Origin of the sequence: Nonomuraea phyllanthi, from assembly GCF_006334985.2 — a bacterium.
GTDB classification, from domain to species: Bacteria; Actinomycetota; Actinomycetes; order Streptosporangiales; family Streptosporangiaceae; genus Nonomuraea; species Nonomuraea phyllanthi.
Genome location: NZ_VDLX02000038.1, coordinates 20,142 through 41,403, shown reverse-complemented (window position 1 = coordinate 41,403; position 21,262 = coordinate 20,142). Strand labels below are relative to the sequence as shown.

The following is a 21,262-nucleotide window of genomic DNA, read 5'->3' as shown; positions in this document are numbered from 1 at the left end:
AATCCCGGACACCCCGGGGGAGTGAGGCTGAGAGAGGAAACACGATGGCCCACATTGTGATCATCGGAGGCGGTTTCGCGGGCGTGTGGAGCGCGGCCGGGGCGGCGCTGGCACGCGAGCGCGCGGGCGGGGACGCTGACCTGCGCATCACGCTCATCACGCCGGGCGACCACCTGGTGCTGCGGCCACGCATGTACGAGCCGGAGCCGGACCTGGCCAAGGTGGAGCTGCGCAGGATCCTCGATCCGATCGGCGTCGTACACCTGCGAGCTCTCGTGAGCACGATCGACACCGGCCGCAGGGTGGTGGTGGCCGACGGCGAGGAGGTCGGTTACGACCGCCTCGTCCTGGCGGCGGGCAGCAAGCTCGTCCGGCCCCGCGATCTGCCCGGTGTGGACCGGCTCTTCGACATCGACACCCTGGAGGGGGCCCGGCGGCTCACCGAGCATCTGCGGGGCCGGGAGCACTACTCCGCCGTGGTCGTGGGCGCCGGCTTCACCGGCCTGGAGGCCGCGACCGAACTGGCCGCCCGCGGCCGGGTGCTGCTGGTGGACCGGGCACAGGTGGTCGGGGACCAGCTCGGCCCCGGCCCGCGCGAGGAGATCGAGGCGGCGCTGGACGCGCTGGGCGTCCAGCGCCGCCTCGGAACGACGGTGACGCGGGTCGGCGACGGCCACGCCGTCCTGTCCGACGGCAGCAGGGTCGACGCGGACGCGGTGGTCTGGTCGGTGGGGATGCGGGCCAGCGAGCTCACCCGGCAGATCTCCGACGGGCTCGACCACCTCGGCCGCGTGCCGGTGGACCGGCACCTGCGCGCCCTCCCCGAGGTGTTCGCCGCCGGGGACACCGCCGCGGCGCCGTTCGATGCCGAGCACACCGTCATGCAGTCCTGCCAGCACGCCAGCCCGCTGGGCAAGGTCGCCGGATACAACGCGGCCGCCGACCTGCTCGGCATGGCGCCGCGCGAGTTCGTCGCCGGCCCGTACGTCACCTGCCTGGACCTGGGCGCCGCCGGTGCCGTCTTCACCAGGGGCTGGGACCGCAGGGTGATGGCCTCGGGCGCCGCGGCCAAGGAGGTCAAGAAGCAGATCAACCAGTGGATCCACCCGCCGGTCGACGACGCCGCGCAGATCCTCGCCGCCGCCGACAACGTCGCCCTGGAACTGCCCTTCTTCCCCCGTGACGAGGAGGAGGTGCTCACGGCGTGAGTGAGCCCCGGGCCGGCGGCCTAGCCGGGTAGGTCGAACTGGCGCATCACCGTCTGGTGGGTCGGCAGGTAGCCGAGGGCGTCGTTGACGGCGCGCATGTGGTGGTTGCTGTCGGCGGTGTCGGTCACCAGGCCGGCGAGGTCCGGGTGCCGCGCGGCGGCTCGAAGGATCATCGTGGCCTTCATCCAGCGGGCCAGGCCGTGCCCGCGGTGCTCGGACAGGACGCCGGTGCCGTAGTGCCGGCCGTCGCCCGCGCCGTCGCCGGGGACGACCAGCTCGGTGAACCCGGCGATCGAACCGTCGGACTCGTCGACCGCGGCGACGGTGTGCAGCAGGTCGCCCCGGCTCTCGACCGCCAGCGCCGCCGCCCGTACGCGCTCGACGTCCCAGGTCACGGTGCCGTAGTCGACATCGTCCATGGGCATGTCGTCCATGGCGCGGCGGGAGGCGGCGAAGGTGGCGGCCCACTCGTCGGGCACCATCCCGTCCCACGACAGCAGCCGGTAGCCGGGGTGCGGCGCGGCCGCCCGCTCGGCCAGGCCGGTGAGATCGGCCTGTGCCAGCGGCAGCCGCGCGTACGTCAACCTCAGGACGGGGCGGAAGCCCCGCGCCGCGCCGAAGGCGTCACCGGGTGAGCCGGCCTCCGCCTGGCCGGTGACGCACCGCCGGCCCTCCTCCTCGGCCGCGGCCAGCGCGGCCGCCAGCAGGCGTGAGCCGACGCCGTTGCGCCGCTCGGCCGGGTGGACCTGGACGTCGAGCTCGGCCAGGTGGCCCTGGCCCGCCCTGGTGAACAGGCGCAGGAACGCCGACCCGACGGGCACGCCGGTGTCGGCCGTGGCCAGCCAGGCCAGGCGCCGGCCGGCAGACGTGGGCCGCGGGTCGGTCAGCGGGGTGATGTGAATCGGCAAGCAGGTCTCCTTGGTCGAGGGGAGCGGCGCGGGGGCCGTATCTCGACATGTTTTCAGGTCGGAGCCCTCGGCCGGCGCCTCCGAGCCCGGGTCACCGCTCGAAACCGCGCTCCAGGGCGTCGAGTGCCGCGCCCGCGGTGTCGTGGAGCCGCCGCCGGACGGTGGCCGGCGAGCAGCCGGTGAGCAGCCCTTCCTGCACGATCGAGTGCCTCACGATGAGCACGCCGGTCGCCACCGCGGCCCAGGCCGTCGAACCGCTCGCCTCGCCGAGCGGCGCGAGCCAGGACTGGAGGATCGCGGCGCGCCGGGTGGTCAGGGTGGGGGAGTCGCGTTCGCAGGCGGCGAAGGTGCGCATGGCCTCCCACATCGCGTCGTCGACCACGTCCCAGGTGCACGGGCCGCTGAGGATGGGGCCGTTCACCACCAGGGGGCGGAGCGCGGCGGTCGGCGAGGCGTCCCCGCGGTCGGCGATCGCCGCCACCAGGCCGTCCAGCACGGCCGGCTCGGCGTCGAAGAACAGGTCCTCCTTGGCGCCGAAGTAGTTGACGACCGTCTTGACCGACACCTCGGCGGCGGCGGCCACGTCGGCGAGCGTCACCGACTCGAATCCGCGCTGCTCGAACAGCCGTGTCGCGCAGTCGGAGATCCGCTGCCGGGTCTCCGACCGCTTGCGCTCCCGCAGACTTACCATGATAGTAAGTTTATCATCATGGTAGATTTTGTGGAAGGACGAATGATGGAAAGACGGCTGCGCTGGCTCGTGACAGGTGCCAGTTCGGGGCTGGGCGCGGCGATGGCCGCCGCCGCGATCGCGCGCGGGGACGAGGTGATCGTCACGGCTCGTGACGTGGGACGGCTGGAACGGCTGGCCGCGAAGGCCCCCGGCCGCGTGCGCCCGGTCGCGCTGGACCTGTCCGACCGCACGGGCACCAGGGCGACGGGCGAGAAGATCGCCCGGGGCGGTGTCGACGTGCTCGTGAACAACGCCGGCTACGGGCTCATCGGAGCCTTCGAGGAGGCCACCGACGAGCGGCTGCGCGAAGCGTTCGAGGTCAACCTGTTCGGCGGGCTGGAGCTGGCCCGCGCGCTGCTTCCCGGCATGCGCGAGCGGGGGTGGGGGCGGATCGTGCAGATGTCCTCGATCATCGGCGTCACCTCCGGGCTGGGCGGCGCCGGATACGCCGGCCCCAAGGCCGCGCTCGAAGCGGTGTCCGACTCGATCGCGGCCGAGGTCGCGCCGTTCGGCATCCACGTGACGATCGTCGAGCCGGGCGCGTTCCGTACCGACTTCGGCGGGCGGTCGCTGCGCCTGACCGACCGGCTGCCCGCGTACGAACCGATCGTCGGGCCGCCCCGCGACGCGTTCGTCGCCCACCACGGCATGCAGCGCGGCGATCCCGAGCGGGCGGCGCGGGCCGTCGTGGACGCCGTCCTCGCGCCGCGGCCGCCACGGCGGCTGCCGCTCGGCCCCGACGCCTTCACCGTGCTCCGCGCCCACTACCTGGCCCGGCTGGCCGAGCTCGACGCCCTGGAACCGGCGGCCGCGGTCACCGATCACGCGACGCCCTAGCCCGGGTCATGCCCGCTGCCGGCAGCGACCGCCGAACGTCACTGACGATCACGCCCTGCCGGTCCTCGCCCTTGATGGGGACGGCTCCCGTGCAGGAGCGAGCGCAGTTCGGCGGTATCGATGATGTGGGCCATTCTCGGGAAGACGCTGGTCATCAGGGTCTGGTGGGCCTGCGGGTCGGGGTCGGCGACGCCGTCGGACAGGACGTAGAGCTGGTAGTCGCGGTCGGCGGCGTCCGTGACGGTGGACAGCACGACGCCGCTGGTCGTGACGCCGGCGATGACCAGGGCGGTGATGCCGCGATCCCGCAGCCGCCGGTCCAGGTCCGTCGTCGACAGCGCGCCGTAGCGGGTCTTGCGGACGGTGATGTCGCCGGGCTCGGGAGCGAGTCGGCGGTGGACGTCCGTGGCGGGATCCTCGTGGTGCATGAGGCGCTGCCGGCCACGCGCGACAGCAGCACATCCTGGTCCGCCAGGCCGGGGAGCGAGGCCAGGATTCCCTGCTGGTAGTCCATGACGAGCAGCGCGGCCGTGCGGGGGTCCAGCGCCGGGGTCGTGAGGGTCATGTCTCTCCTTGGGATGAGGGCGGCCCTGATGCGCGGGGCCGATGACACATGGAGGCGGCGTGTCAGGTGCGACGGGCTGCCGGCTCCAGCTCGGCGGTGAGGGGCGCCGCGGCGCGCCGCGGGAGCAGCAGCGGGGTTGCCAGCAGGAGTACGCCGGCCAGGCCGATGGCCGGGCGCGGACCGAGCAGCGTGCCCAGCACGCCCCAGCCGGCCGTCAGGAGCGCGGTCGAGACCTTGGTCGTCACCGACCAGGCGGAGAGCGTACGGGAGACCCGGTCGGTCGAGGTGCGCTCGAGGCGGTAGGTGGCGTGGACGGGGTTGAAGACCCCGCAGCAGAAGATCAGCCCGAGCTCGACGCCCATCACCAGTAGCAGCCCTCCGGTCCCCGGCCCCACGAAGGCCAGCCCGACGGGCCAGATCGCGCGCAGCACCCCGGCCACGACCAGGATCCGGTGCTGCCCGAACCGGACGACGAGCGGCCGCGCCAGCCGCGAACCGAGCAACCCGCCGATCGCGGGCACGGCGAAGGCGAGGCCGTACTGCCACGGGGCGAACCCGAGCTGGCCGAGCATCAGAACGGCCAGCAGCGCGTCGGTGGCCATCACCAGGCCGTTGAACAGGGCGGTGTTGAAGAACAGCGGACGCAGCGTCGCGTCGGCGAGGATGTGCCGCCAGCCGTCGAGCAGGTCCCCGGCCCGAAGGCCCGCGGCCTTCCGGCGTTCGGGCCGCGGCTCCTGGCCGCCCATCGCGCGGATGCCCAGGGCCGAGAGCAGGTAGCTGACCGCGTCGGCCACCACCGTCGCCACCGGGCCGAGCAGCCCGATCGCGGCACCGCCCAGCGGCGGTCCGATGATCGTGGTCGTCCAGGCCGTGGACTCGAAGCGGGCGTTGGCGACGAGCAGGTCCTCGGCCGGCAGCAGCGTCTTCAGGTACGCGCCTGAGGCGGCGCGGAAGGTGATGTCGGCCGCCGCGACCACGACCGAGACCACCAGGAGCTGGACGAAGGAGAGCACGCCGAGCGCGAACGCGGCGGGGATCGTCAGCAGCGCCGCGAACCGTACCAGGTCCATCCCGATCAGCACCGGCCGCTTGCGGCGGAACTCCACCCACGGGCCGAGCGGCACCGCCACGGCCGCGCCCACCAAGGCCCCCACGGACGACAGCGCCGCGACCTCCGCCGGCCCGGCGTGCAGCACCTGGATCGCGATCAGCGGGAACGCGCCGAAGGCGAGCCACGTGCCGAGCGCGCTGGTCCCGTACGCGCCCCAAAGCCACCCGAACCGCCGCCCGTTCTCCATGCCCGATGCCCCTCGTCACTCACTCGCCCGCACAACCGATCCGCGATCGGAAGCATCAAAGCGAGCGCAGCGCCTGGGATCAAACAACCATGGGGCCATCTCGCCACAACGTGTGGTTGTATCCCTAAGGTGTCCACATGGACCTCGACACCGTCCGTACCTTCGTCGCCGCCGCGGACGCGGGGCAGTTCCAGGAGGCCGCCGCCGAGCTGGCGGTCACGCAGCAGGCCGTCTCTAAGCGCATCGCCGCCCTGGAACGCAAGCTCGGGGTGCGGCTGTTCACCCGCACCCCGCGCGGCGCCGAGCTCACCATCGACGGGCAGGCGTTCCTGCCCCATGCCCGCGAGCTGCTACGGGTCGCCGAGCGCGCGGTCGCGTCCGTGCGCACCGGCACCCGAGCGCTGCGCGTCGACATCATCGCCTCGCGCGGCGCGGCGTCCGGCCTGATGCGCGGCTTCCACCGCGCGCACCCCGAGATCGAGCTCGACGTGGTGATGCTGTTCGACATCGAGACTGCCGTCGCCGCCATCCGGTCCGGGACGATCGACGCGTCGTTCCGCGCCGTCGGCGTGCCCGGCCGGCCCCTCCCCGAGGACATCGAGTCCGTCCGGGTTCTCGACGAGCCGCTCCAGCTCCTCACCGGCCCCGCCCACGCGCTGGCCGGCGCCCGTTCGGTGACCCTGGCCCAGCTCGCCGGGCACCGGATCTGGATGCCCGGCATCGTCCCCGGCACGGAATGGGCCGCCTACTACGACGACCTCGTCGCGGCGTTCGGCCTCACCATCGAGGCGACCGGGCCCAACTTCGGCTCCGACGCGCTCCTCGACACCATCGCCGACACCCCGGCCCTGGCCACCTTCATGGGCGGGCACACCCGCCTCGTCTGGCCCGCCGACCACGGCCTGCGCCGCATCCCGGTGACCGGGCCCATGCCCGTCTACCCGCACTCGCTCCTGTGGCACCGCGACAACCCCCACCCCGCGCTGGCCACCCTCCGCGCCCACCTCGCCACCACCGCGGCCGGCCGCGACACCGACGGGATCTGGGCACCGCCCTGGGCGATCCCGCACTGAACGCTGCCCCCCGGGGGGCCGGGACTCAGGAGCCAGGCGTGCCCCTCCTCCCCGCAGGAGCACCAGCGTCCGGCGCGCGGGCACCAGCGTCCGGTCCACCGGGCCGAACCGGCGCGCCCGTGCGGCGGGCGGGACTCCGGGCGACCCCGACGATCGGGAGCGGCACAGCATTCCGGTCCTCGCGCTCTGCCGCGCCGGCGTGATCGTCGTCGTGACTGACAGCGCGGCGTTACGCCAGGAAGTCGCGGATCAGGGGCACCACCGCGTCGAGGGCGCTCTCCAGCAGGAAGTGGCCGCCGTCCAGCAGGTGGATGCGCGCGTCGGGCACGTCGTCGGCGAACGCGCGGGCGCCCGCGGGACCGAAGATCTCATCGTTCTCGCCCCAGACGGCCAGCAGGGGCGGCCGGTGGGAGCGCAGGTATTCGTGCAGGCGCGGGTAGAGCGGCAGGTTGGTGGCGTAGTCGAGGAACAGGTCGAGCTGGATGCGGTCGTTGCCCGGGCGGCTGACCAGGGCGTGGTCGTGGTGCCAGGTGTCGGGGCTGACGAGGGTGGGGTCGGGCACGCCGGTGACGTACTGCCATTTGATCGCGTCCAGGGTGAGGGCCTGGCGGATGGCCGCCTCGGTTTCCCCGGTCTGCTCGCGCTGGTAGTTCCAGACGGTCCGCCAGAAGGCGTCGACGAAGCCGGCTTCGTAGCCGTTGCCGTTCTGCGTGATGATCGCTGTGATGGCGGCGGGATCGCTCAGGGCGAGCCGCCAGCCGATCGGGGCGCCGTAGTCCTGCACGTAGATGGCGTAGCGGGTGATGCCGAGATGGGCGAGCAGGCCGGCGGTGAGCTCGGTGAGCGCGTCGAACGTGTAGCGGAACGCGTCGGCGGGCGGCGCGTCCGACAGCCCGAAGCCGAGATGATCGGGGGCGATGACGTGGTAGCGGTCGGCCAGCTCCGGGATGAGGTGGCGGAACATGAACGAGCTGGTCGGGTAGCCGTGCAGGAGCACGAGAACCGGCGCCCCGGCCGGCCCGGCCTCGCGGTAGAACAACCGCTGCCCCCGCACACTGGCGTAACGATGATGCACGGCCACCATGAGCAGACCCCCCGAAAGCGTTTCCTGCGCTCACCTGCGCTCATGTCCGAGCCTGTCCGAGGCGGGCCGTGGAACACCGGCTCGACACGCCGGTCGGGCCCTTCCGGCATCGGACTTCCCATCCGACGGTCGCAGACATCCGATCTGCCTGAGTTGTCAAGCTGTGGCTTTCGATCGCGGTGGGAAGGCGACGTGCTCGTTGTAGGTCATGCCCTTTCGCAGGCAGTGGTGAAGGCAGCCGAGCAGGCGGTTGAAGGGGTTGCGTAGCGCGCTGGAGTGTCGGTCTCCATCGCCGCGTCGCCGGTCGTAGTGAGCCGACGGTGACGAATTCACGGTCGGCGGGGCGCCGCACGGGCGCGGAACCGTCAGTCGGCGCTGCCGCTGATGACGAGTGCCCAGCACAGGACGCCGAACGCCACGGCGGTGGTGATCGTGCGGACGAGGTTGTAAGCGGTCCACTTCGCCTCGTTGAACTCGTGGCGCACCTCACCGAGGTCCGCGATCCCGGCCGGATCGCCGGCTGCCTTGATGGCCTCGTTGAGCGGCACGTTGACGGCCATCGTGAGGCCGAAGGTGACCAGGTAGAGGGCGAACGCGACGATCAGCCAGGGCAGCACCGAGCGGACGTCCTGCGCGAGGTGGAGCACCGTCGCCAACCCGGTGAAGACCAGAGCCCCCATGAAGCCGATCATGAACCAGGCGTTCATGATCGCCCGGTCGATGGCCTGAAAGGCGCTTACGAAGGTACGGTCGTCCGTGCGGGCGAGGCCGCGCATGATGGTGTGCTGGTAGAGCCCGCACACTCCCGCCACGAGGCCGGTCGTCATGGTCGCCGCGATGAGCACGGCAGTACGCAGAACGAACATCCTTCTTGCCTCTCGCATCTCGCGTACGACCGTGCCGGCCGGGCCGCACCAGGATGCCGATGAACGGGATCCGCGCGTCGTTCGCCGGCGTGCGGCGGTAGTCGTCCAGGAAGTCACCGGCGGCCTCGCCGTCCGTTCGGTGGACATCGGGCGCCTCCGAGATAGGCCGGCCGCGCGAGCGTGTACCGGCCGGGGTGCTCCAATTCGGCCATGATCGGGACGGTAGCGCGGTTCTCACGACACAAAGCTCGGTGGCCCGCAAATGTCCGCAAATACCCTCGCGATGTCCCCACCTACGCTCATAGTCTCTGCGTGGACGTTGAGGCGCTCGCCGCGTGGGCGGACGTCAAGCACTTGGCTCCGACGAAACCCGCCTACATGTCCGACCAACCCGATCGTCTCGACACCAAGGGGGCCGGCCGGCCATGGGAACACGTGAATGCGGATCAAGCGCGGCGCCTGGGTTGCGACTCGCCCTGCTGATCCTGCTCGTGGCCACGGTGTTCGGCGGGCTCGGCCTGTGCGCCTTCTCCCTGGGCGACGGGGGAGTGCGGCATGCCATGGAGACCGCGTCACCGCAGGCTGTCGACGTCAAGGTCGCCGGAGTCGTCAACGCGGAGAACTTCGCCACATTTGACCGCATCGTTCGGGAACAGGCGATTTGGGCCTTGGGTGGCGAGCCCAGGCACATGACCACCTTGCTCCGCTCCGACGGCTACGCGATGCCGGGCCAGGAGAATGTGCGATACCGGCCGCCGGAACGGCTCAGGTTCGACAGTTTCGACGGGTTCCAGCAGCATGCCAGGCTGGTGTCCGGTTCCTGGCCGCGCTCGCGCACCGAGCCGATCGAGGCGACGATCTCCCAGGCCGCTGCCTCGTACACCGGGCTGAAGACCGGGCAGGTGTTCACCACGGTCGGTCGCATCGATGCCAAGCCGGTGAAGGTCAGGATCACCGGGGTGTTCGTGCCGGAGGACCCGCGTGGTCCACGCTGGGCCGACGACCCGATGTTCGGCCCCGGTGTCCAGCGGGACGGCTACACGACCTACGGCCCGCTCATGGTGAACCAGGCGACGTTCCTCGACCACTTCGCAACAACGGTCGACGCGACCTGGACCATCACCCCCGATCTGCGCGGCCTGTCGCTCGGGCGGCTGCGTGAGGCGGCCACCCGGCTGGCCGGCCTGCGGGAGCGGTTTCAGGCGAGCGGATGTCCCGACTGCGCGCCGTTCAGCGCCCTTCCCGAGACGCTCGCTCGGCAGGAGGCCGGCGCGTCGGCGGCCCGATGGACGGTCCTCAGCCTGACGGCGGCCCTGGCCCTGGCGCTGGTGCTGTTGCCCAGCCCCGGGCAGAGGAAGCCGCATCCGGGGACGGCGGTGCTGGTCGCGTGCTGCGCGATCGTGGCGCCTTTCGCGGCCCGGCCGCTGTTCATCCTGGCCGGTGCACTGCCATGGTGGCCCGCCTCGGGGCTGCGGCCACCGCCGCCGGGCCTCGATGCGGGGTCGCTCCTGCCGGCGATGGCGATGGGGTTGCTCGCGGCGGTGCTTCTGCTCGTCGAGGTCAAGGTGCCGAGACCGGGTACGGCGGCGATCGCCGCCGTAGTAGCTGTCACAGCGGCCGTGGTCGCGGCCGGAGGCGCCGCGACCTGGCGTACGTCCCAGGTGGATCAGGCGACCCACCTGACCGGCGCGGAGTTGCGGCTGACCGGCCCCGCCGCGGGCGGCGAGCCGGACGTACTGGGCCGTGGCACGGCCTTCGCCGCGCTGCCCGGCGTCACCGCCGCCGTGGCGGGCCACCGCGACCGCACCGACGTCGACCTTCGGCGCAGCACGCTCCTGGGCATCGACGCGGACCACCTCGCCGACGTGATGCGGTTAGGGTCCGGTCTGTCGGACCGTAGCGTCACCCAGATGGCGGCCGCGATGGCCGCCGGTCGTCCGAGGATCGGCGCCCTGCCGCTCCCCGGCACCCCTCGTACGCTCACCGTCGAGACGGTGGCGCCCGCCGGCCCGCCGCGGTTGCGTGTGGTGCTTTCCGACGCGCTCGGTGTCTGGCACCACCTGCCCGTCGCACCGCTGAGCGAAGGCACCACAAAGGCCGACGTGGACCTGGCCGGTCTGGCGGGGCCGGGCAGCAAGATCGCCTACCCCCTCGCCGTCCGTGGTTTCCTGGCGGACTCGATCGACGACTCCCCTCATGTGGTCACCGTGACCGCGCTGCGCGCCGACGGCCGGGAGGTGGCCCTGCCGGAGGATCAGCGCTGGTCGGAAGGCGCGCAGGACGGCACGGGGCTGTTCTCGCTCAAGGTGAATGCCGCCGTGGCCGTCGTGCGGCCGGTGCCGGTGGACGCCTCCCCTGACCGCCCGCTGCCCATCGTGCTCACGCCCGAGCTGGCCACCTCCGCGAAGCTCTCCACGGGCGAGACCGGCTTCCTGGCCCTGGGCCGGCAGCGGGTGCAGGTTCAGCTCGCCGGTGTCGTCGAGCACATGCCAGGCATTCCGCTCGATGAGCCCGGCGCCCTGGTGGACCTTCCGTCCTTGCAGGCGTGGAACCTGGCGTTGGCACGCCCGCCACTGCCCGCCACCGACTGGTGGCTCGCCGGGGACGTGAGCGGGGTCCGCGCTGCGGTGGCCGGATCCGGCTGGGACGTCACGGTGATTGACCCGCGGAACCTGATGGCCGTGCCCCCTGGCCTGCTGCCGGAAGCGCTCGCCCTGGTCCTGGTGACCGGATTCGGCCTGCTGCTCGGCGCCTCCGCCGGGAGCCGCGGACGGGCCTGGTGGTCCGCCGGGGGCCTGGTGCTGGGACTCGTGCTCGGGACAGGGCTCTGCAACGCCGTCGTGCCCTGGTTGGTGAGCAGCTGGCAGGGCGGAACCCTCGCGCTGGACGTCGTACCGGGCCTTCTTTGACGGCTTCGCCTCGCCGGCAACAGCTCCTCGTAGCGGCGGTGGATCGCCTCGCCCCGCCGCCACCTTGGTGGAGAGAAACGGCCCAGTCCACCGACTGGGCCGTCCTTCTACCGCGTCGTGCCGACGGTCACCAGGGGAACGGTCCCGCGGGCTTCTGCCAAGGTGGGTCGATCCACGCGCTGCCTTGCGGATTGTCGTGTCTCGTCCATCCTCTGGCCCATTTACGAACCTGGTAGCCGATGCTGTGCCACCGCCCGCTCGGCGGACGGAACGGAGATCGCGTTCACCGCGGTCGGTTCCGGGCCGGGGATCGTGATCGTCAACGGTGCCATGGACTACCGGAACACCCAGTCCACCGAGGGCGACCTCGCGCGAGGGCTGGCGGACCACCACACCGTGATCACCTATGACCGGCGCGGGCGGGGGGAGAGCGGTCCCACCGATCCGTCCCTGACGGTGGACGCAGCGATCCGGGCGGAGGTCGCCGACATCGCCGCCCTGATCGACCAGGTCGGTGGCACGGCCGCCGTGCTCGGATTCTCCTCCGGCGGGGTGCTGGCGCTGCACGGCGTACAGGCGGGTCTGCCGATCACCGCGCTCGCGCTGTGGGAGCCACCCTTCATCGTCACGGACGCCCGCCCTCCGCTCGCCGAGGGCTACCGGGAGCGGGTCCAGCAGGCGCTGGCCGACGGCCGTCCCGGCGACGCGGCCCCCTGTTCTTCGTCGAAGCCTGCGCGTTCCCCGAACAGGCCGTCGAGGAGATGCGCGCCGAGCCCTACTGGGCGGGCCTGCAGCAGATCGCACCCTCGCTGCCCAACGACGCCGCCGCCATGGGCGACACCATGAGCGGCGACCCCGCCACCCTCCAGCGGTTCGCGTCGATCGAGGTGTCTCCCGCTGCGCGCCGCCACGTGCCCGGCGCCCGCCCGGGCGCCGTTCTCGCGGCCGTGCTCCTGATCTCGGCGCCGGAGCCCAGAGCGGAAGCGCCGGCTGATGCGAAGGAAACGTCAGCGTGATCTTCTCATGGCGGGCAGCAGCATGACGCCGGCGCCCACCACCCCTGGACAGTGGTCAGGCGAGTGCCAAGATCTCGAAGCGTTCGGCCATGGCGGTGAAGAGCCAGTCGTCTTCTTCGGGCATGAAGGAGCCGAAGCCGAGGGTGAAGCACACGTCGTGGGCGACGACGAAGTACTGGCGGATGGCCCAAGTGCGGCCCGCATCGCGCTTCACCCCGTCCAGTCTGGTCCCGGCCCGGCCGTCGATCTCGGCGCTGGTGATCTGGAACTCACCGAATCCCGTCGCCTTCAGGCGGGCCTGGACCCTTTCGGCCGTCTCAGAGGCGGTCCATATCGGCGGCGTCGGCGCGCGATAGACGGTGAAGTTGTGCCGGCGGTCGGCCGGGTCCCCGAACCGCGCGGTTTCCCACGGGCTGATCTTCATGTCGGGTAGTGACTCATCCCAGCCCTGCGGGACATGGACCGCGTAGCCGAAATCCGGTTTCTCGATGCGCTGCCACTGCATGAGGTGCTCCTTGGCGTCAGCGTGCCGAAGGTGCCTGAGAGCAGCGGTGTAGGACTCTCCCGTACGGCGGGCGCGTTCACGGACGCGGCGTTTGAAGTGCTTGTTCGCTGTCATCAAGGCCCTCGACACCACACGGAACCCGACCCCCGGCGAGGAGCCCGTGATGGGCGGATGACCAGCGATCCGAGGAGACCAGTCCCCTTTGCCTCCGCCGAGCGGCTCTGCCGGGGAGAGCCGAAGGAGGTTAGGTGCTGGATCAGCACCAGGCGACAACCGTACCACCGCACTGAGATCACGAGACCGGCTCGCATGGAGCTCGAGCGTCGTTGACAGATGAACGGCCTCGCGGGGCAGTGAGGCCAGGAGAGCGGCGGCGAGTACCGTGTTCGCCCCCTGGTCGCGAGCCGGCGGTGGAAGTGGGCGTGGCACTGGCGGCGGACCGCGCGTCGGCGTGGCGCCGGTGGTGTCAGGAGTCGCTCGCGGTGCCGGCGCTGCCCAGGTGCCGGGCGAAGAATTGGATCGAGCTGTCGATTTCGAAGGACGGGACTCGAAAGTGGCTGCCAGGGTTGGCGTGCAGGGTCTTCTCGGCGGAGCCGAGTGCGTCGAACAGCTTCATGACTGAGTCCCGCGGATTGCTGTCGTCGTCCCACTGCAGCACGAATTCGACCGGGATCGTGATCCGAGCCGCGGTGTTGATGAGCCAGTCGCTTCCGACGAGGCCGAGCACCGCGGCCGTGATCCGGGGTTCGGCGGCGACGAGGCGGATGCCCATCTCGCCGCCCTGGGACAGGCCGTAGTATCCGACCGGATGGCTGTCGCCGACGTGGTCCAGTTTCTGGAGCGCGTCCAGGGCGGTCTGCCAGTCGGGGATGAGCTGCGCCGCCACGGTCTCGTTGAGGGCGGGCCACTCCGGGGCGAGCCAGAATGACTCGCCCGCGGCCTCTCGTTCCTGGATGAGCGCGACGAGCCGCCGGATCTCCGGGTGCTCCGGCCTGTCGCCGGTCCCTGGCGCGTCGATCGCGGCGACCGCGAAGCCGCAGGTGGTGACGTAGGGGAAGGCCCGGGAGACGACCTCCCATCCCTTCTTGTGCTGGCCGCCGCCATGCCCGATCAGGACCAGTGGACGGGGACCGGAGCTTCCGGCGGGCGTCCAGAGCACCCCGGGAATGTCTCCGATGGTGAAGAGCTGTTCGCGGATGCCGTCGGAGATCGTCTCTGAGGTGATGCGCATGGCGGCATTACATCGGCATTCCCGCGGACGCGGCCAGTCATTTTCCGGGCGACCGGGCCTGGCGACGACGGTCATGCCCGCCGCCGGCGACATGGTGCCGCTGCGGACCAGTACGGTTGGCGGCATGGGCGGTGAGGGCGCCGAACGCGCAGACGGTCCCGAGCCCGAACAGCGTGTACCGCGCGGCGTCGAGCGTCGAGTCGCCGCCCAGGTTGATCAGCATCCCGGCCACGGCAGTGCCGAACGCGATCGCGAGGCTCGTCACGGTGGCGATCCCGGCCGCGGCCCGTCCGCCCTCCTCAGGGTCCCGGGTGCTCGACATCGCCGCCACGGACAGGTGCGGGTAGACCAGGCCGATCCCGGCCCCGGCGGCGAACAGCACCGGCACCCACACGAGCACCAACCAGCTCGGCGTGTCCGTACGCTGCAACAGCCCCTGAAGGAGGAGGCCGGCGGCGAGCAGCAGCGGGCCGAGGACGCGCATCCGGCGCACCGCGCGCTGCCCGGTCACCGACGAGCTCGCGATCTGGGTCACCGACCAGCCGAGCGAGACGGCCGCGGCGAAGAACCCCGCCACGAGCGGCGGCAGCCCGGCCAGGCGCTGGCCGAACAGCGGCAGGAACGACTCCACCGCGACGCCGAAGGCCAGCAGCGCGAGCGTCAGGTACACCCACTTCAACGACGAGCCGGGCCGGTAGGTCGTACGCGGGAAGACCCGCTGCGCGCTGCGCCGCTCGTGCGCGACGAATGCGGCCACCAGCAGCAGCGCCACCACGATCCCGGCGACCTTCTGCGGCGTGCCGGCCACGACCCCGGCCACGCTCACGGCTCCGGCGGCGGCCGTGATCAGCAGCAGCGACCCTGCCGGGATCGGCACCCGCTTCCTGCTGCCCTGGCTGCGCGGCAGGACGCGGGGGACGAGCACGCCGCATCCGGCGCCGATCACCGCCATCGCCGCGAACGCCGGCCGCCATGATCCGAACTGGGCGAACAGGCCGCCGAGTGCAGGTCCGGCGAAGTTGCCGACGCCGTACATCGCCGACATCAGCGCCGCGCCGCGCGTCCAGAGCCGGGACGGCAGCGCAGCCCGGATGACGGCGAATCCCAGCCCGGACAGCAGCCCCGCGCCGAGCCCCTGGACGCCCCGGGCGAGCAGGAGCACCGCCATCGCCGGGCTCAGCGCGCACGCCAGCGAGCCCGCGGTGAACGTGGCGAAACCGGCGAGGTAGGCGCCGACGTTGCCCCACCGGGACAGGAACCGGCCGGTGAGCATGGTCGCGATCACCATGGCGACGAGGTAGACGGTCATGTTCCAGGCGTAGAAGCTCGCGCCGCCGAGCTCGGTCACGGCCGTCGGCAGCAGGCTCGCCGCCAGGTAGATGTTGATCGCGCCGACGAGCACCCCGCCGGCCAGCACGATCGCCGAGCCGAGATGCTCGCGGCCCAGCAGTTCCCGCCAGGCGGGCGGGGCGGAGGACGCCGTGGCGGTCACCGGCTCACCCCCGGAGCGCTCTGCGGTTTCGCGTGGTCGAACCCACCGGCCGGTCCGCGTCGTGGCGGGCGGGCGAATGACCCGCCGGGGGCCTGTACGCCACCGGCCCGCTCGTTGTAGCCAGTACTCATGGGTTCCACGATGTCGTTGAACCGTCCCCGGAAACTTCTGCTCCGTCGGCCACCGGCACCCGGGCCGATGGCGGGGAAGGCCTCAACCCGCGGTCGAACCCGGACGGGATCGTCGAGAATGACCCGGCTCGATGGCACCGAGCACGGCGCCGGGCGGCCGGTGGTGGTCGTTCCGGGGCTGGACTCCAGCACCCGTTTCGCCGGCCGAGTGGACCTGTCCCTCCTCGCGCCGCGGATCACCTGCCCGCTGCTGGTGGTCGACGGCGGCCGGGACGTCATCCCCGGCGTGACCAACGGCGAGCCGCTGGCCCGCCTGGCCCCGAAAGGGCACCACCTGCTCGTCCCGCACGGCGACCACCTGCTCGGCAATGCCCGCCCCGACTGGCTGGCCACCGCCGCCGCCTGGATCTCCGGGGCACTCGCATAATTCTCAGTGGTGGCGGACACGGCCGACCTCTGTCGATCATGTGTCGGACCCTCCGCGGGATACGGAAGGATGGATCAACGTTCACCGGCGTGACGAACTGCTTTGCTAGGAGTGCGGCATGTTCCAGAAGTTGACCGACCGGGCGCGGCGCGTCGTGGTCCTGTCCCAGGACGAGGCCAGAATGCTCAACCACGACTACATCGGTACCGAGCATCTTCTCCTCGGACTGATCCGTGAGGGTGAGGGCGTAGGCGCCACGGTCGTCAAGAACCTGGGCCTGAGCCTTGAAGACGTGCGCCGGCACATCGAGGAGAGCCGGGGCCGAGGCCAGTCCGCCGCGTCGGCACAGCTTCCGTTCACCCCGTCGGCCTCCGAAGCCCTCCAGTCGTCCAACGAGGAGTCCCTGGAGCGCGGCCTCGACTACATCGGCACCGAACACCTCCTGCTCGGGCTCGTCCGGGATGGTGCGAGCACGGCGGCCCAGGTGCTGGTCGAGCTCGGGGCCGACCTCGGACGTGTCAGGCGCGCCGCGGACGAACTCGTCCAGCGGCACGTGGCCAAATAGCCGCTCAGGGCGGAGGACGGGTTGTTGCCGTAGCAGTCAAGCCGATCCAACCGCAGGACGACCGCCAGGGGAGCCGCCGGCACCGCCCCCGCCGCGAGGTCAGGGCGCGGCCTCCCGGGCCTCCGTCAGCAGCAGCGCGGGGCCGGTCGCCCGGAGGGGCCGACGGCTGCGCCCGCGCCGGTGCCCCGCTCCTGGTCCTGGACGATACGCCCGCGCACCATGACCTCCATGACCTTCATGAAGCGCTGCGTCCGGGAGCGACCGATGACGAACGGGTTGCCCGCTCCTGCCGTGCCGGCGCTCAGTTCCTCGATGCGTGCCAGGCCGTGGTCGGCGCCGCCGTGGTTGTTCAGCTCGACCTCCACCCCCGCCCGCCGCATCGCGGAGGCGAAGGCGAGTACGGAGGAGAGGTAGGCGCGCTTGTCCGCGGTCGCGGCGGGCGGGTTGGTGCCGCCCCACAGCATCGCGGTGTGCCGCCGCCCCTTCCAACGCACCGGGAAGATCGGTGACACGGTGCCGGGAGTGTGCCCGGGCGTGTGGTGGAAGGTGACGGTGGTGCCGCCGAGGGTCAGCCGCTGCCCGTCGGCGATCTCCAGGTCACGCTTGGGCGCGTGGGCTGGGCGCTGGGCGGCGACGAGGTCCCAGTCGGCCCGGCTCATCATGACGCGGGCGCCGTACCGGTCGGCGATGAGCTGTGCGCCGCCGAAATGGTCGGCGTGGCCGTGCGCCAGCACCACGTACTTGATCGCGGACGGATCCGCTCCCACCGCGCGCAGCCCCGGAATGATGATCTTCTCGGCGTCGTCCGGTGAGCCCAGCGCGTCGATGAGGATGATGCCCCTGGAGGTGAGCAGCGCCGTGGCCTGGACGAAGGTGGTGCCCACCACCGCGACGTCGTCGAAGATCCGCAGCGGCCGCAGCGGCTTGGCGGTCGGCATCGCGAGGTCCGGCATGAGCGCCTTGACCAGGGCCTGCAGGACCGGGTCACGGCCGGCCATCCTGGTCGCGCGATCGTAGTAGTCCTGGGCGCGCTTGGTGACGGCCGATGCCTCGGCCGTGCCTCCCGCCAGCGGGAGGAGGGCCGCGGTGCCCAGCAACGCACGGCGAGACACGGACTGCCCAAGCGGCATGGGCGAACACCTGCTTTCGTGGCCGACGACGCGGACGCGCTCTCGGCCCGGACGGACCTCGACGCCCGCCCAGCAGACCAGAACAGATCTTCATCCGTCCAATATCGATATCGGTGGCCTTGCAGTGCGGGAACGGATATCACCGCTGGTTCGGCCCCGTTCGTCCCTGGTCTGGCGGGTTCGCCGTCAGACCCTCCATGCGGCGTGTGACCCCACCGCGGCCGGGCACGGAGCCGCCGGGCGGGCCGGTCAGCGGCCGTACGCCTCCAGCAGCCGCAGCCACACCTCGCTGACCGTGGGGTACGCCGGAACCGCGTGCCAGAGCCGGTCCAGCGGAACCTCGCCGGCGATCGCGATCGTCGCGGCGTGCAGCAGTTCCGCGACGTCCGGGCCGGCGAGCGTGAAGCCGACGACCACTTCGCGGTCCTCGTCGACGACCATGCGGGCGTGCCCCTGGTAGCCGTCGGCGTGCAGGGCGGATCCGGCGACGGCGCCCAGGTCGTAGTCGACGACGCGGATCCGCGTCCCGGCGGCCTCGGCCGCGGCCGCGGTCAGCCCCACCGACGCGATCTCCGGGTCGGTGAAGACCACCTGGGGCACCGCGCGCCCGTCGGCCGTGGCCACGTGCCGGCCCCAGCGGCCCTCATCGACCGCCTCGCCCTTCGCCCGCGCCACGATGACGTCGCCGACCGCGCGGGCCTGGTACTTGCCCTGATGGGTCAGCAGTGCTCGCCGGTTGACGTCGCCGGCGGCGTACAGCCATCCGTCGCCGATCGGCGCCCCGTCGTCGCCGAGCACGCGCAGCGTGTCGTCCACCGTGAGCCAGGCGCCCGGCGTCAGGCCGACGGCGCCGAGACCGATGTCCTGGGTGTTCGGGGTCCGGCCGACCGCCACCAGCACCTCGTCGGCCTCCACCTGCTCGCCGTCGGTCATCGTGATGCGCACCGTCCCGGACTCGTCGCGGCGCACCGACGTCGCCTGCGCGCCGAGGCGTACGGACACGCCGGCAGCCCGCAACGACTCGGTGACGCGCTCGCCGGCGAACGGCTCGGCCCGTGACAGCACACCGTCACGGGCCAGCATCCTCACCGAGGAGCCAAGGGCGGCGAAGGCGGTGGCCATCTCCGACGCCACCACGCCACCACCGATGATCGCGAGCCGGCCGGGGACCTTGCTCGCGGCGGCCGCCTCCCGGCTGGTCCACGGCGCGGCCTCGCGCAGACCGGGGATGTCGGGCAGCAGCGCGCCGCTTCCGGTCGCGATGACCACCGCATGCCGGGCCGTCAGCGTGACCGGGACGCCGCCGTCGCCGGTCACCTCGACCACGTTCGCGGACACGATCCGGCCCTGACCACGGTGCAGAGCGATCCCGGCCGAGTCGAGCCAGGCGACCTGGCCGTCGTCCTTCCACCGGGAGGCGAAGTGGTCGCGACGGCCCAGCACCGCGGCCGCGTCGAGATGACCGGTCACCGCCTCGCGCGCTCCCGGCACCTGGCGCGCCGCCCGCAACGCCGCCGCGCTGCGCAGCAGTGCCTTGGTCGGCATGCAGGCCCAGTAGGAGCATTCCCCGCCGACGAGCTCGCGCTCCACGACGGCGGCGCTCAGCCCGCCCCGCACGACCCGGTCCGCGACGTTCTCCCCGACCGGGCCGGCCCCGATGACGACGACGTCGTAGGTGTCGGTGTCCATGTCAGCGTGCCTTCGCGGCGCGGCCGAGACGCCAGGCCGAGATGAGGAAGAAGATGCCACCGGGGATGGCGTAGCCGGCCGCGTTGACCAGCGTCGGGTTCGGCGCGGAGGCGCCGAGGACGAACGAGGCGCCGGCGAGGACGGAGATGCCGCCGCTGAGGATCATCGGCCACTGGCCGCCCATCGCGCGGCGGGTGACGCCCACGATCAGCTGGACCAGCCCGGCCACGATTGCCCAGGCGCCCCACACGCGCAGCACCGCCGGGATGCCGGACATGCAGGCGATGGCCACGCCGATGGCGGTGACGAGGCTGACCGCGACGTTCACGTACAGCAGGGCAGGCGATCCGCCGGCGCGCGACGCGCGGGCGTCGATGATGGCGGCGGCCACGTCGAACAGCGGGTAGAGGACGAGCAGAGCGACCGCGACCGGGCCCAGTGTCGCGGCGGTCGTGAACATCACCAGGGCCCAGACGATGGCGAACGCGAACCGGACGAAGTACAGCCGCCGCAGCACGGACGCGGTCCCGGAGACGCCGGGCGAAGCAGCAATGGTGGTCATGATGATCCTTTCAGGAGTCCTCGCTCATGCGAGACAGAACGTTCTATCTCGCTAGAGCATGGCAATCCTCGACGCGGGCTGTCAAGACCGAACGTTCTACCTATTAGGATGACGGCATGCGCAGCCAATCCGAAGGCCGGCCGTCCGAAGCGCGATCCCGGCTGCTCACCACGGCCACCCGGCTCTTCTACGCGGAGGGCATCCACGCCGTCGGCATCGATCGCATCGTCGCGGAGGCGCAGGTGACGCGGGCCACCCTCTACCGGCACTTCCCCGGCAAGGAAGACCTCGTCCTGGCCTATCTGAGCGAGGTCGACCGGGCCATGCGGAGCCAGGCGGACGAGGCCATCGCCGCCGGGCTGCCGGCCCCCGACACCGTCCGGGCCCTCAGCAGGTCCATCGCCCAGGGCATCCAGTCCGAGGGCTTCCGGGGATGCGCCTTCCTCAACGCCGCCGCCGAATATCCCGCCCCCGAGTCCCCGGTGCGCCAGGCCGTGCTCGCCCACCGCCAGTGGTTCCTGGACACCGTCACGGAACTGCTCGCCAGGATCCGGCAGTCGGACGCCGAGCCCGCCGCCCGCCACTTCGTGATGATGCGCGACGGCGCCATGGCCGCCGGCTGCCTGTTCGACCCGGCGCTGGTCTGCGAGACCTTCCTGCGCGGAGTCGAGAGCCTCCTGCAGGTGTACGCCGCCACCGACACCGAACCGGCGGGGGCCTGAAGGCGCCGGTCAGCGCACTCACATGGCAAGGCGCGGTCGGCGGAGGGGTGAACCGCGACGTCGCCGGGGCCATGGTTCCACGACATGACAGGCGGTCGTGCTCGCACAGCGGATGCGGGCACGACCGCCTGAACCTTGAAATGTCAGGTCATGTGGACGAACGTGCCGACCGTCTCCGCGAAAGCGGTTCCAGCGAGGAGCCCCAGAGTGGCAGCGGCGGCGAGCAGAACGAGGAGCAGCTTACGCATGGTTGTCTCCTACCTGATTCGCTGGATCTTCAGCACTGAGAATCCTGCCTGCGCCAGAGGCCG

General features: G+C 71.9%; 20 protein-coding genes. 8 read left to right on the top strand and 12 right to left on the bottom strand.

Going from position 1 to position 21,262, the window contains the following annotated elements; all coding sequences use genetic code 11:
• Window positions 1–44 precede the first annotated feature (44 nt).
• Window positions 45–1,208: an NAD(P)/FAD-dependent oxidoreductase gene (locus FH608_RS49660; RefSeq protein ID WP_139638203.1), complete on the top strand. Its 1,164-nt coding sequence runs from the start codon at window positions 45–47 to the stop codon at window positions 1,206–1,208.
• Window positions 1,209–1,228: 20 nt separating this feature from the next.
• Here the strand turns inward: FH608_RS49660 and FH608_RS49655 are convergent, their stop codons facing one another.
• Both FH608_RS49655 and FH608_RS49650 read right to left on the bottom strand, forming a co-directional pair.
• Complete coding sequence (locus FH608_RS49655; RefSeq protein WP_139638202.1) at window positions 1,229–2,116, bottom strand: GNAT family N-acetyltransferase; 888 nt, start codon at window positions 2,114–2,116, stop codon at window positions 1,229–1,231.
• A 91-nt stretch (window positions 2,117–2,207) separates the two neighbouring features.
• A complete protein-coding gene (locus FH608_RS49650) occupies window positions 2,208–2,807 on the bottom strand; it encodes a TetR/AcrR family transcriptional regulator (RefSeq protein ID WP_193319081.1) in 600 nt (199 codons plus the stop codon).
• A 42-nt stretch (window positions 2,808–2,849) separates the two neighbouring features.
• On the opposite strand from FH608_RS49650, the gene FH608_RS49645 reads away from it, so the two are divergent.
• Entirely contained in the window at window positions 2,850–3,686 is an 837-nt protein-coding gene (locus tag FH608_RS49645; protein ID WP_139638201.1) for an SDR family NAD(P)-dependent oxidoreductase, read from the top strand.
• 38 nt (window positions 3,687–3,724) lie between these two features.
• Here the strand turns inward: FH608_RS49645 and FH608_RS49640 are convergent, their stop codons facing one another.
• Window positions 3,725–4,114, bottom strand: a complete 390-nt coding sequence (locus tag FH608_RS49640) for a cysteine hydrolase (protein ID WP_264372964.1) — start codon at window positions 4,112–4,114, stop codon at window positions 3,725–3,727.
• 199 nt (window positions 4,115–4,313) lie between these two features.
• On the bottom strand, window positions 4,314–5,549 hold the full coding sequence (locus FH608_RS49635; RefSeq protein WP_139638200.1) for an MFS transporter: 1,236 nt from the start codon (window positions 5,547–5,549) through the stop codon (window positions 4,314–4,316).
• 137 nt (window positions 5,550–5,686) lie between these two features.
• Here FH608_RS49635 and FH608_RS49630 point away from each other — a divergent pair, with 137 nt between their 5' ends.
• Window positions 5,687–6,622: a LysR family transcriptional regulator gene (locus FH608_RS49630; RefSeq protein WP_139638199.1), complete on the top strand. Its 936-nt coding sequence runs from the start codon at window positions 5,687–5,689 to the stop codon at window positions 6,620–6,622.
• Window positions 6,623–6,851: 229 nt separating this feature from the next.
• Here the strand turns inward: FH608_RS49630 and FH608_RS49625 are convergent, their stop codons facing one another.
• Window positions 6,852–7,706 (bottom strand): alpha/beta fold hydrolase, encoded by an 855-nt coding sequence (locus tag FH608_RS49625; RefSeq protein ID WP_139638198.1) that lies wholly within the window; start codon window positions 7,704–7,706, stop codon window positions 6,852–6,854.
• A gap of 365 nt (window positions 7,707–8,071) precedes the next feature.
• Window positions 8,072–8,572, bottom strand: a complete 501-nt coding sequence (locus FH608_RS49615; RefSeq protein ID WP_193319080.1) for an anthrone oxygenase family protein — start codon at window positions 8,570–8,572, stop codon at window positions 8,072–8,074.
• A gap of 464 nt (window positions 8,573–9,036) precedes the next feature.
• On the opposite strand from FH608_RS49615, the gene FH608_RS49610 reads away from it, so the two are divergent.
• Both FH608_RS49610 and FH608_RS49605 read left to right on the top strand, forming a co-directional pair.
• Window positions 9,037–11,481, top strand: a complete 2,445-nt coding sequence (locus FH608_RS49610; protein ID WP_139638197.1) for a hypothetical protein — start codon at window positions 9,037–9,039, stop codon at window positions 11,479–11,481.
• 312 nt (window positions 11,482–11,793) lie between these two features.
• Window positions 11,794–12,327, top strand: a complete 534-nt coding sequence (locus tag FH608_RS49605; RefSeq protein ID WP_139638196.1) for an alpha/beta hydrolase — start codon at window positions 11,794–11,796, stop codon at window positions 12,325–12,327.
• Between the two features lie 225 nt (window positions 12,328–12,552).
• On the opposite strand, the gene FH608_RS49595 is transcribed toward FH608_RS49605, so the two are convergent.
• From FH608_RS49595 to FH608_RS49585, 3 genes are all read right to left on the bottom strand, one after another.
• Window positions 12,553–13,002 carry a hypothetical protein gene (locus FH608_RS49595; RefSeq protein ID WP_226900626.1) on the bottom strand — a complete coding sequence of 150 codons (450 nt, stop codon included), beginning with the start codon at window positions 13,000–13,002 and terminating at the stop codon, window positions 12,553–12,555.
• Between the two features lie 466 nt (window positions 13,003–13,468).
• The gene (locus FH608_RS49590; RefSeq protein ID WP_226900624.1) at window positions 13,469–14,308 is read right to left on the bottom strand and encodes a dienelactone hydrolase family protein; all 840 of its coding nucleotides are present in this window, start codon (window positions 14,306–14,308) and stop codon (window positions 13,469–13,471) included.
• A complete protein-coding gene (locus tag FH608_RS49585) occupies window positions 14,271–15,725 on the bottom strand; it encodes an MFS transporter (RefSeq protein WP_139638194.1) in 1,455 nt (484 codons plus the stop codon). Before FH608_RS49585 ends, FH608_RS49590 begins: the two co-directional genes overlap by 38 nt.
• Window positions 15,726–15,974: 249 nt before the next feature.
• On the opposite strand from FH608_RS49585, the gene FH608_RS49580 reads away from it, so the two are divergent.
• Both FH608_RS49580 and FH608_RS49575 read left to right on the top strand, forming a co-directional pair.
• Entirely contained in the window at window positions 15,975–16,283 is a 309-nt protein-coding gene (locus FH608_RS49580; protein ID WP_226900622.1) for an alpha/beta fold hydrolase, read from the top strand.
• A 118-nt stretch (window positions 16,284–16,401) separates the two neighbouring features.
• Window positions 16,402–16,848: a Clp protease N-terminal domain-containing protein gene (locus tag FH608_RS49575; protein ID WP_139638193.1), complete on the top strand. Its 447-nt coding sequence runs from the start codon at window positions 16,402–16,404 to the stop codon at window positions 16,846–16,848.
• A 125-nt stretch (window positions 16,849–16,973) separates the two neighbouring features.
• On the opposite strand, the gene FH608_RS49570 is transcribed toward FH608_RS49575, so the two are convergent.
• The 3 genes from FH608_RS49570 to FH608_RS49560 all read right to left on the bottom strand — a co-directional run bounded on the left by FH608_RS49570 (window position 16,974) and on the right by FH608_RS49560 (window position 20,229).
• Window positions 16,974–17,978 carry an MBL fold metallo-hydrolase gene (locus FH608_RS49570; RefSeq protein WP_139638192.1) on the bottom strand — a complete coding sequence of 335 codons (1,005 nt, stop codon included), beginning with the start codon at window positions 17,976–17,978 and terminating at the stop codon, window positions 16,974–16,976.
• Window positions 17,979–18,227: 249 nt separating this feature from the next.
• A complete protein-coding gene (locus FH608_RS49565) occupies window positions 18,228–19,667 on the bottom strand; it encodes a dihydrolipoyl dehydrogenase family protein (RefSeq protein ID WP_139638191.1) in 1,440 nt (479 codons plus the stop codon).
• A gap of 1 nt (window position 19,668) precedes the next feature.
• Window positions 19,669–20,229: a hypothetical protein gene (locus FH608_RS49560; protein ID WP_139638190.1), complete on the bottom strand. Its 561-nt coding sequence runs from the start codon at window positions 20,227–20,229 to the stop codon at window positions 19,669–19,671.
• A 116-nt stretch (window positions 20,230–20,345) separates the two neighbouring features.
• Here FH608_RS49560 and FH608_RS49555 point away from each other — a divergent pair, with 116 nt between their 5' ends.
• The gene (locus FH608_RS49555) at window positions 20,346–20,951 is read left to right on the top strand and encodes a TetR/AcrR family transcriptional regulator (protein WP_139638189.1); all 606 of its coding nucleotides are present in this window, start codon (window positions 20,346–20,348) and stop codon (window positions 20,949–20,951) included.
• Window positions 20,952–21,262 lie beyond the last annotated feature (311 nt).

Coding starts and splice junctions, on each gene's coding strand:
- FH608_RS49660 (WP_139638203.1), top strand. CDS start 45: ATGGCCCACATTGTGATCATCGGAGGCGGTTTCGCGGGCGTGTGGAGC.
- FH608_RS49650 (WP_193319081.1), bottom strand. CDS start 2,807: ATGGTAAGTCTGCGGGAGCGCAAGCGGTCGGAGACCCGGCAGCGGATC.
- FH608_RS49645 (WP_139638201.1), top strand. CDS start 2,850: ATGATGGAAAGACGGCTGCGCTGGCTCGTGACAGGTGCCAGTTCGGGG.
- FH608_RS49640 (WP_264372964.1), bottom strand. CDS start 4,114: ATGCACCACGAGGATCCCGCCACGGACGTCCACCGCCGACTCGCTCCC.
- FH608_RS49635 (WP_139638200.1), bottom strand. CDS start 5,549: ATGGAGAACGGGCGGCGGTTCGGGTGGCTTTGGGGCGCGTACGGGACC.
- FH608_RS49630 (WP_139638199.1), top strand. CDS start 5,687: ATGGACCTCGACACCGTCCGTACCTTCGTCGCCGCCGCGGACGCGGGG.
- FH608_RS49625 (WP_139638198.1), bottom strand. CDS start 7,706: ATGGTGGCCGTGCATCATCGTTACGCCAGTGTGCGGGGGCAGCGGTTG.
- FH608_RS49615 (WP_193319080.1), bottom strand. CDS start 8,572: ATGTTCGTTCTGCGTACTGCCGTGCTCATCGCGGCGACCATGACGACC.
- FH608_RS49595 (WP_226900626.1), bottom strand. CDS start 13,002: ATGCAGTGGCAGCGCATCGAGAAACCGGATTTCGGCTACGCGGTCCAT.
- FH608_RS49590 (WP_226900624.1), bottom strand. CDS start 14,308: ATGACCGTCGTCGCCAGGCCCGGTCGCCCGGAAAATGACTGGCCGCGT.
- FH608_RS49580 (WP_226900622.1), top strand. CDS start 15,975: ATGACCCGGCTCGATGGCACCGAGCACGGCGCCGGGCGGCCGGTGGTG.
- FH608_RS49575 (WP_139638193.1), top strand. CDS start 16,402: ATGTTCCAGAAGTTGACCGACCGGGCGCGGCGCGTCGTGGTCCTGTCC.
- FH608_RS49570 (WP_139638192.1), bottom strand. CDS start 17,978: ATGCCGCTTGGGCAGTCCGTGTCTCGCCGTGCGTTGCTGGGCACCGCG.
- FH608_RS49565 (WP_139638191.1), bottom strand. CDS start 19,667: ATGGACACCGACACCTACGACGTCGTCGTCATCGGGGCCGGCCCGGTC.
- FH608_RS49560 (WP_139638190.1), bottom strand. CDS start 20,229: ATGACCACCATTGCTGCTTCGCCCGGCGTCTCCGGGACCGCGTCCGTG.
- FH608_RS49555 (WP_139638189.1), top strand. CDS start 20,346: ATGCGCAGCCAATCCGAAGGCCGGCCGTCCGAAGCGCGATCCCGGCTG.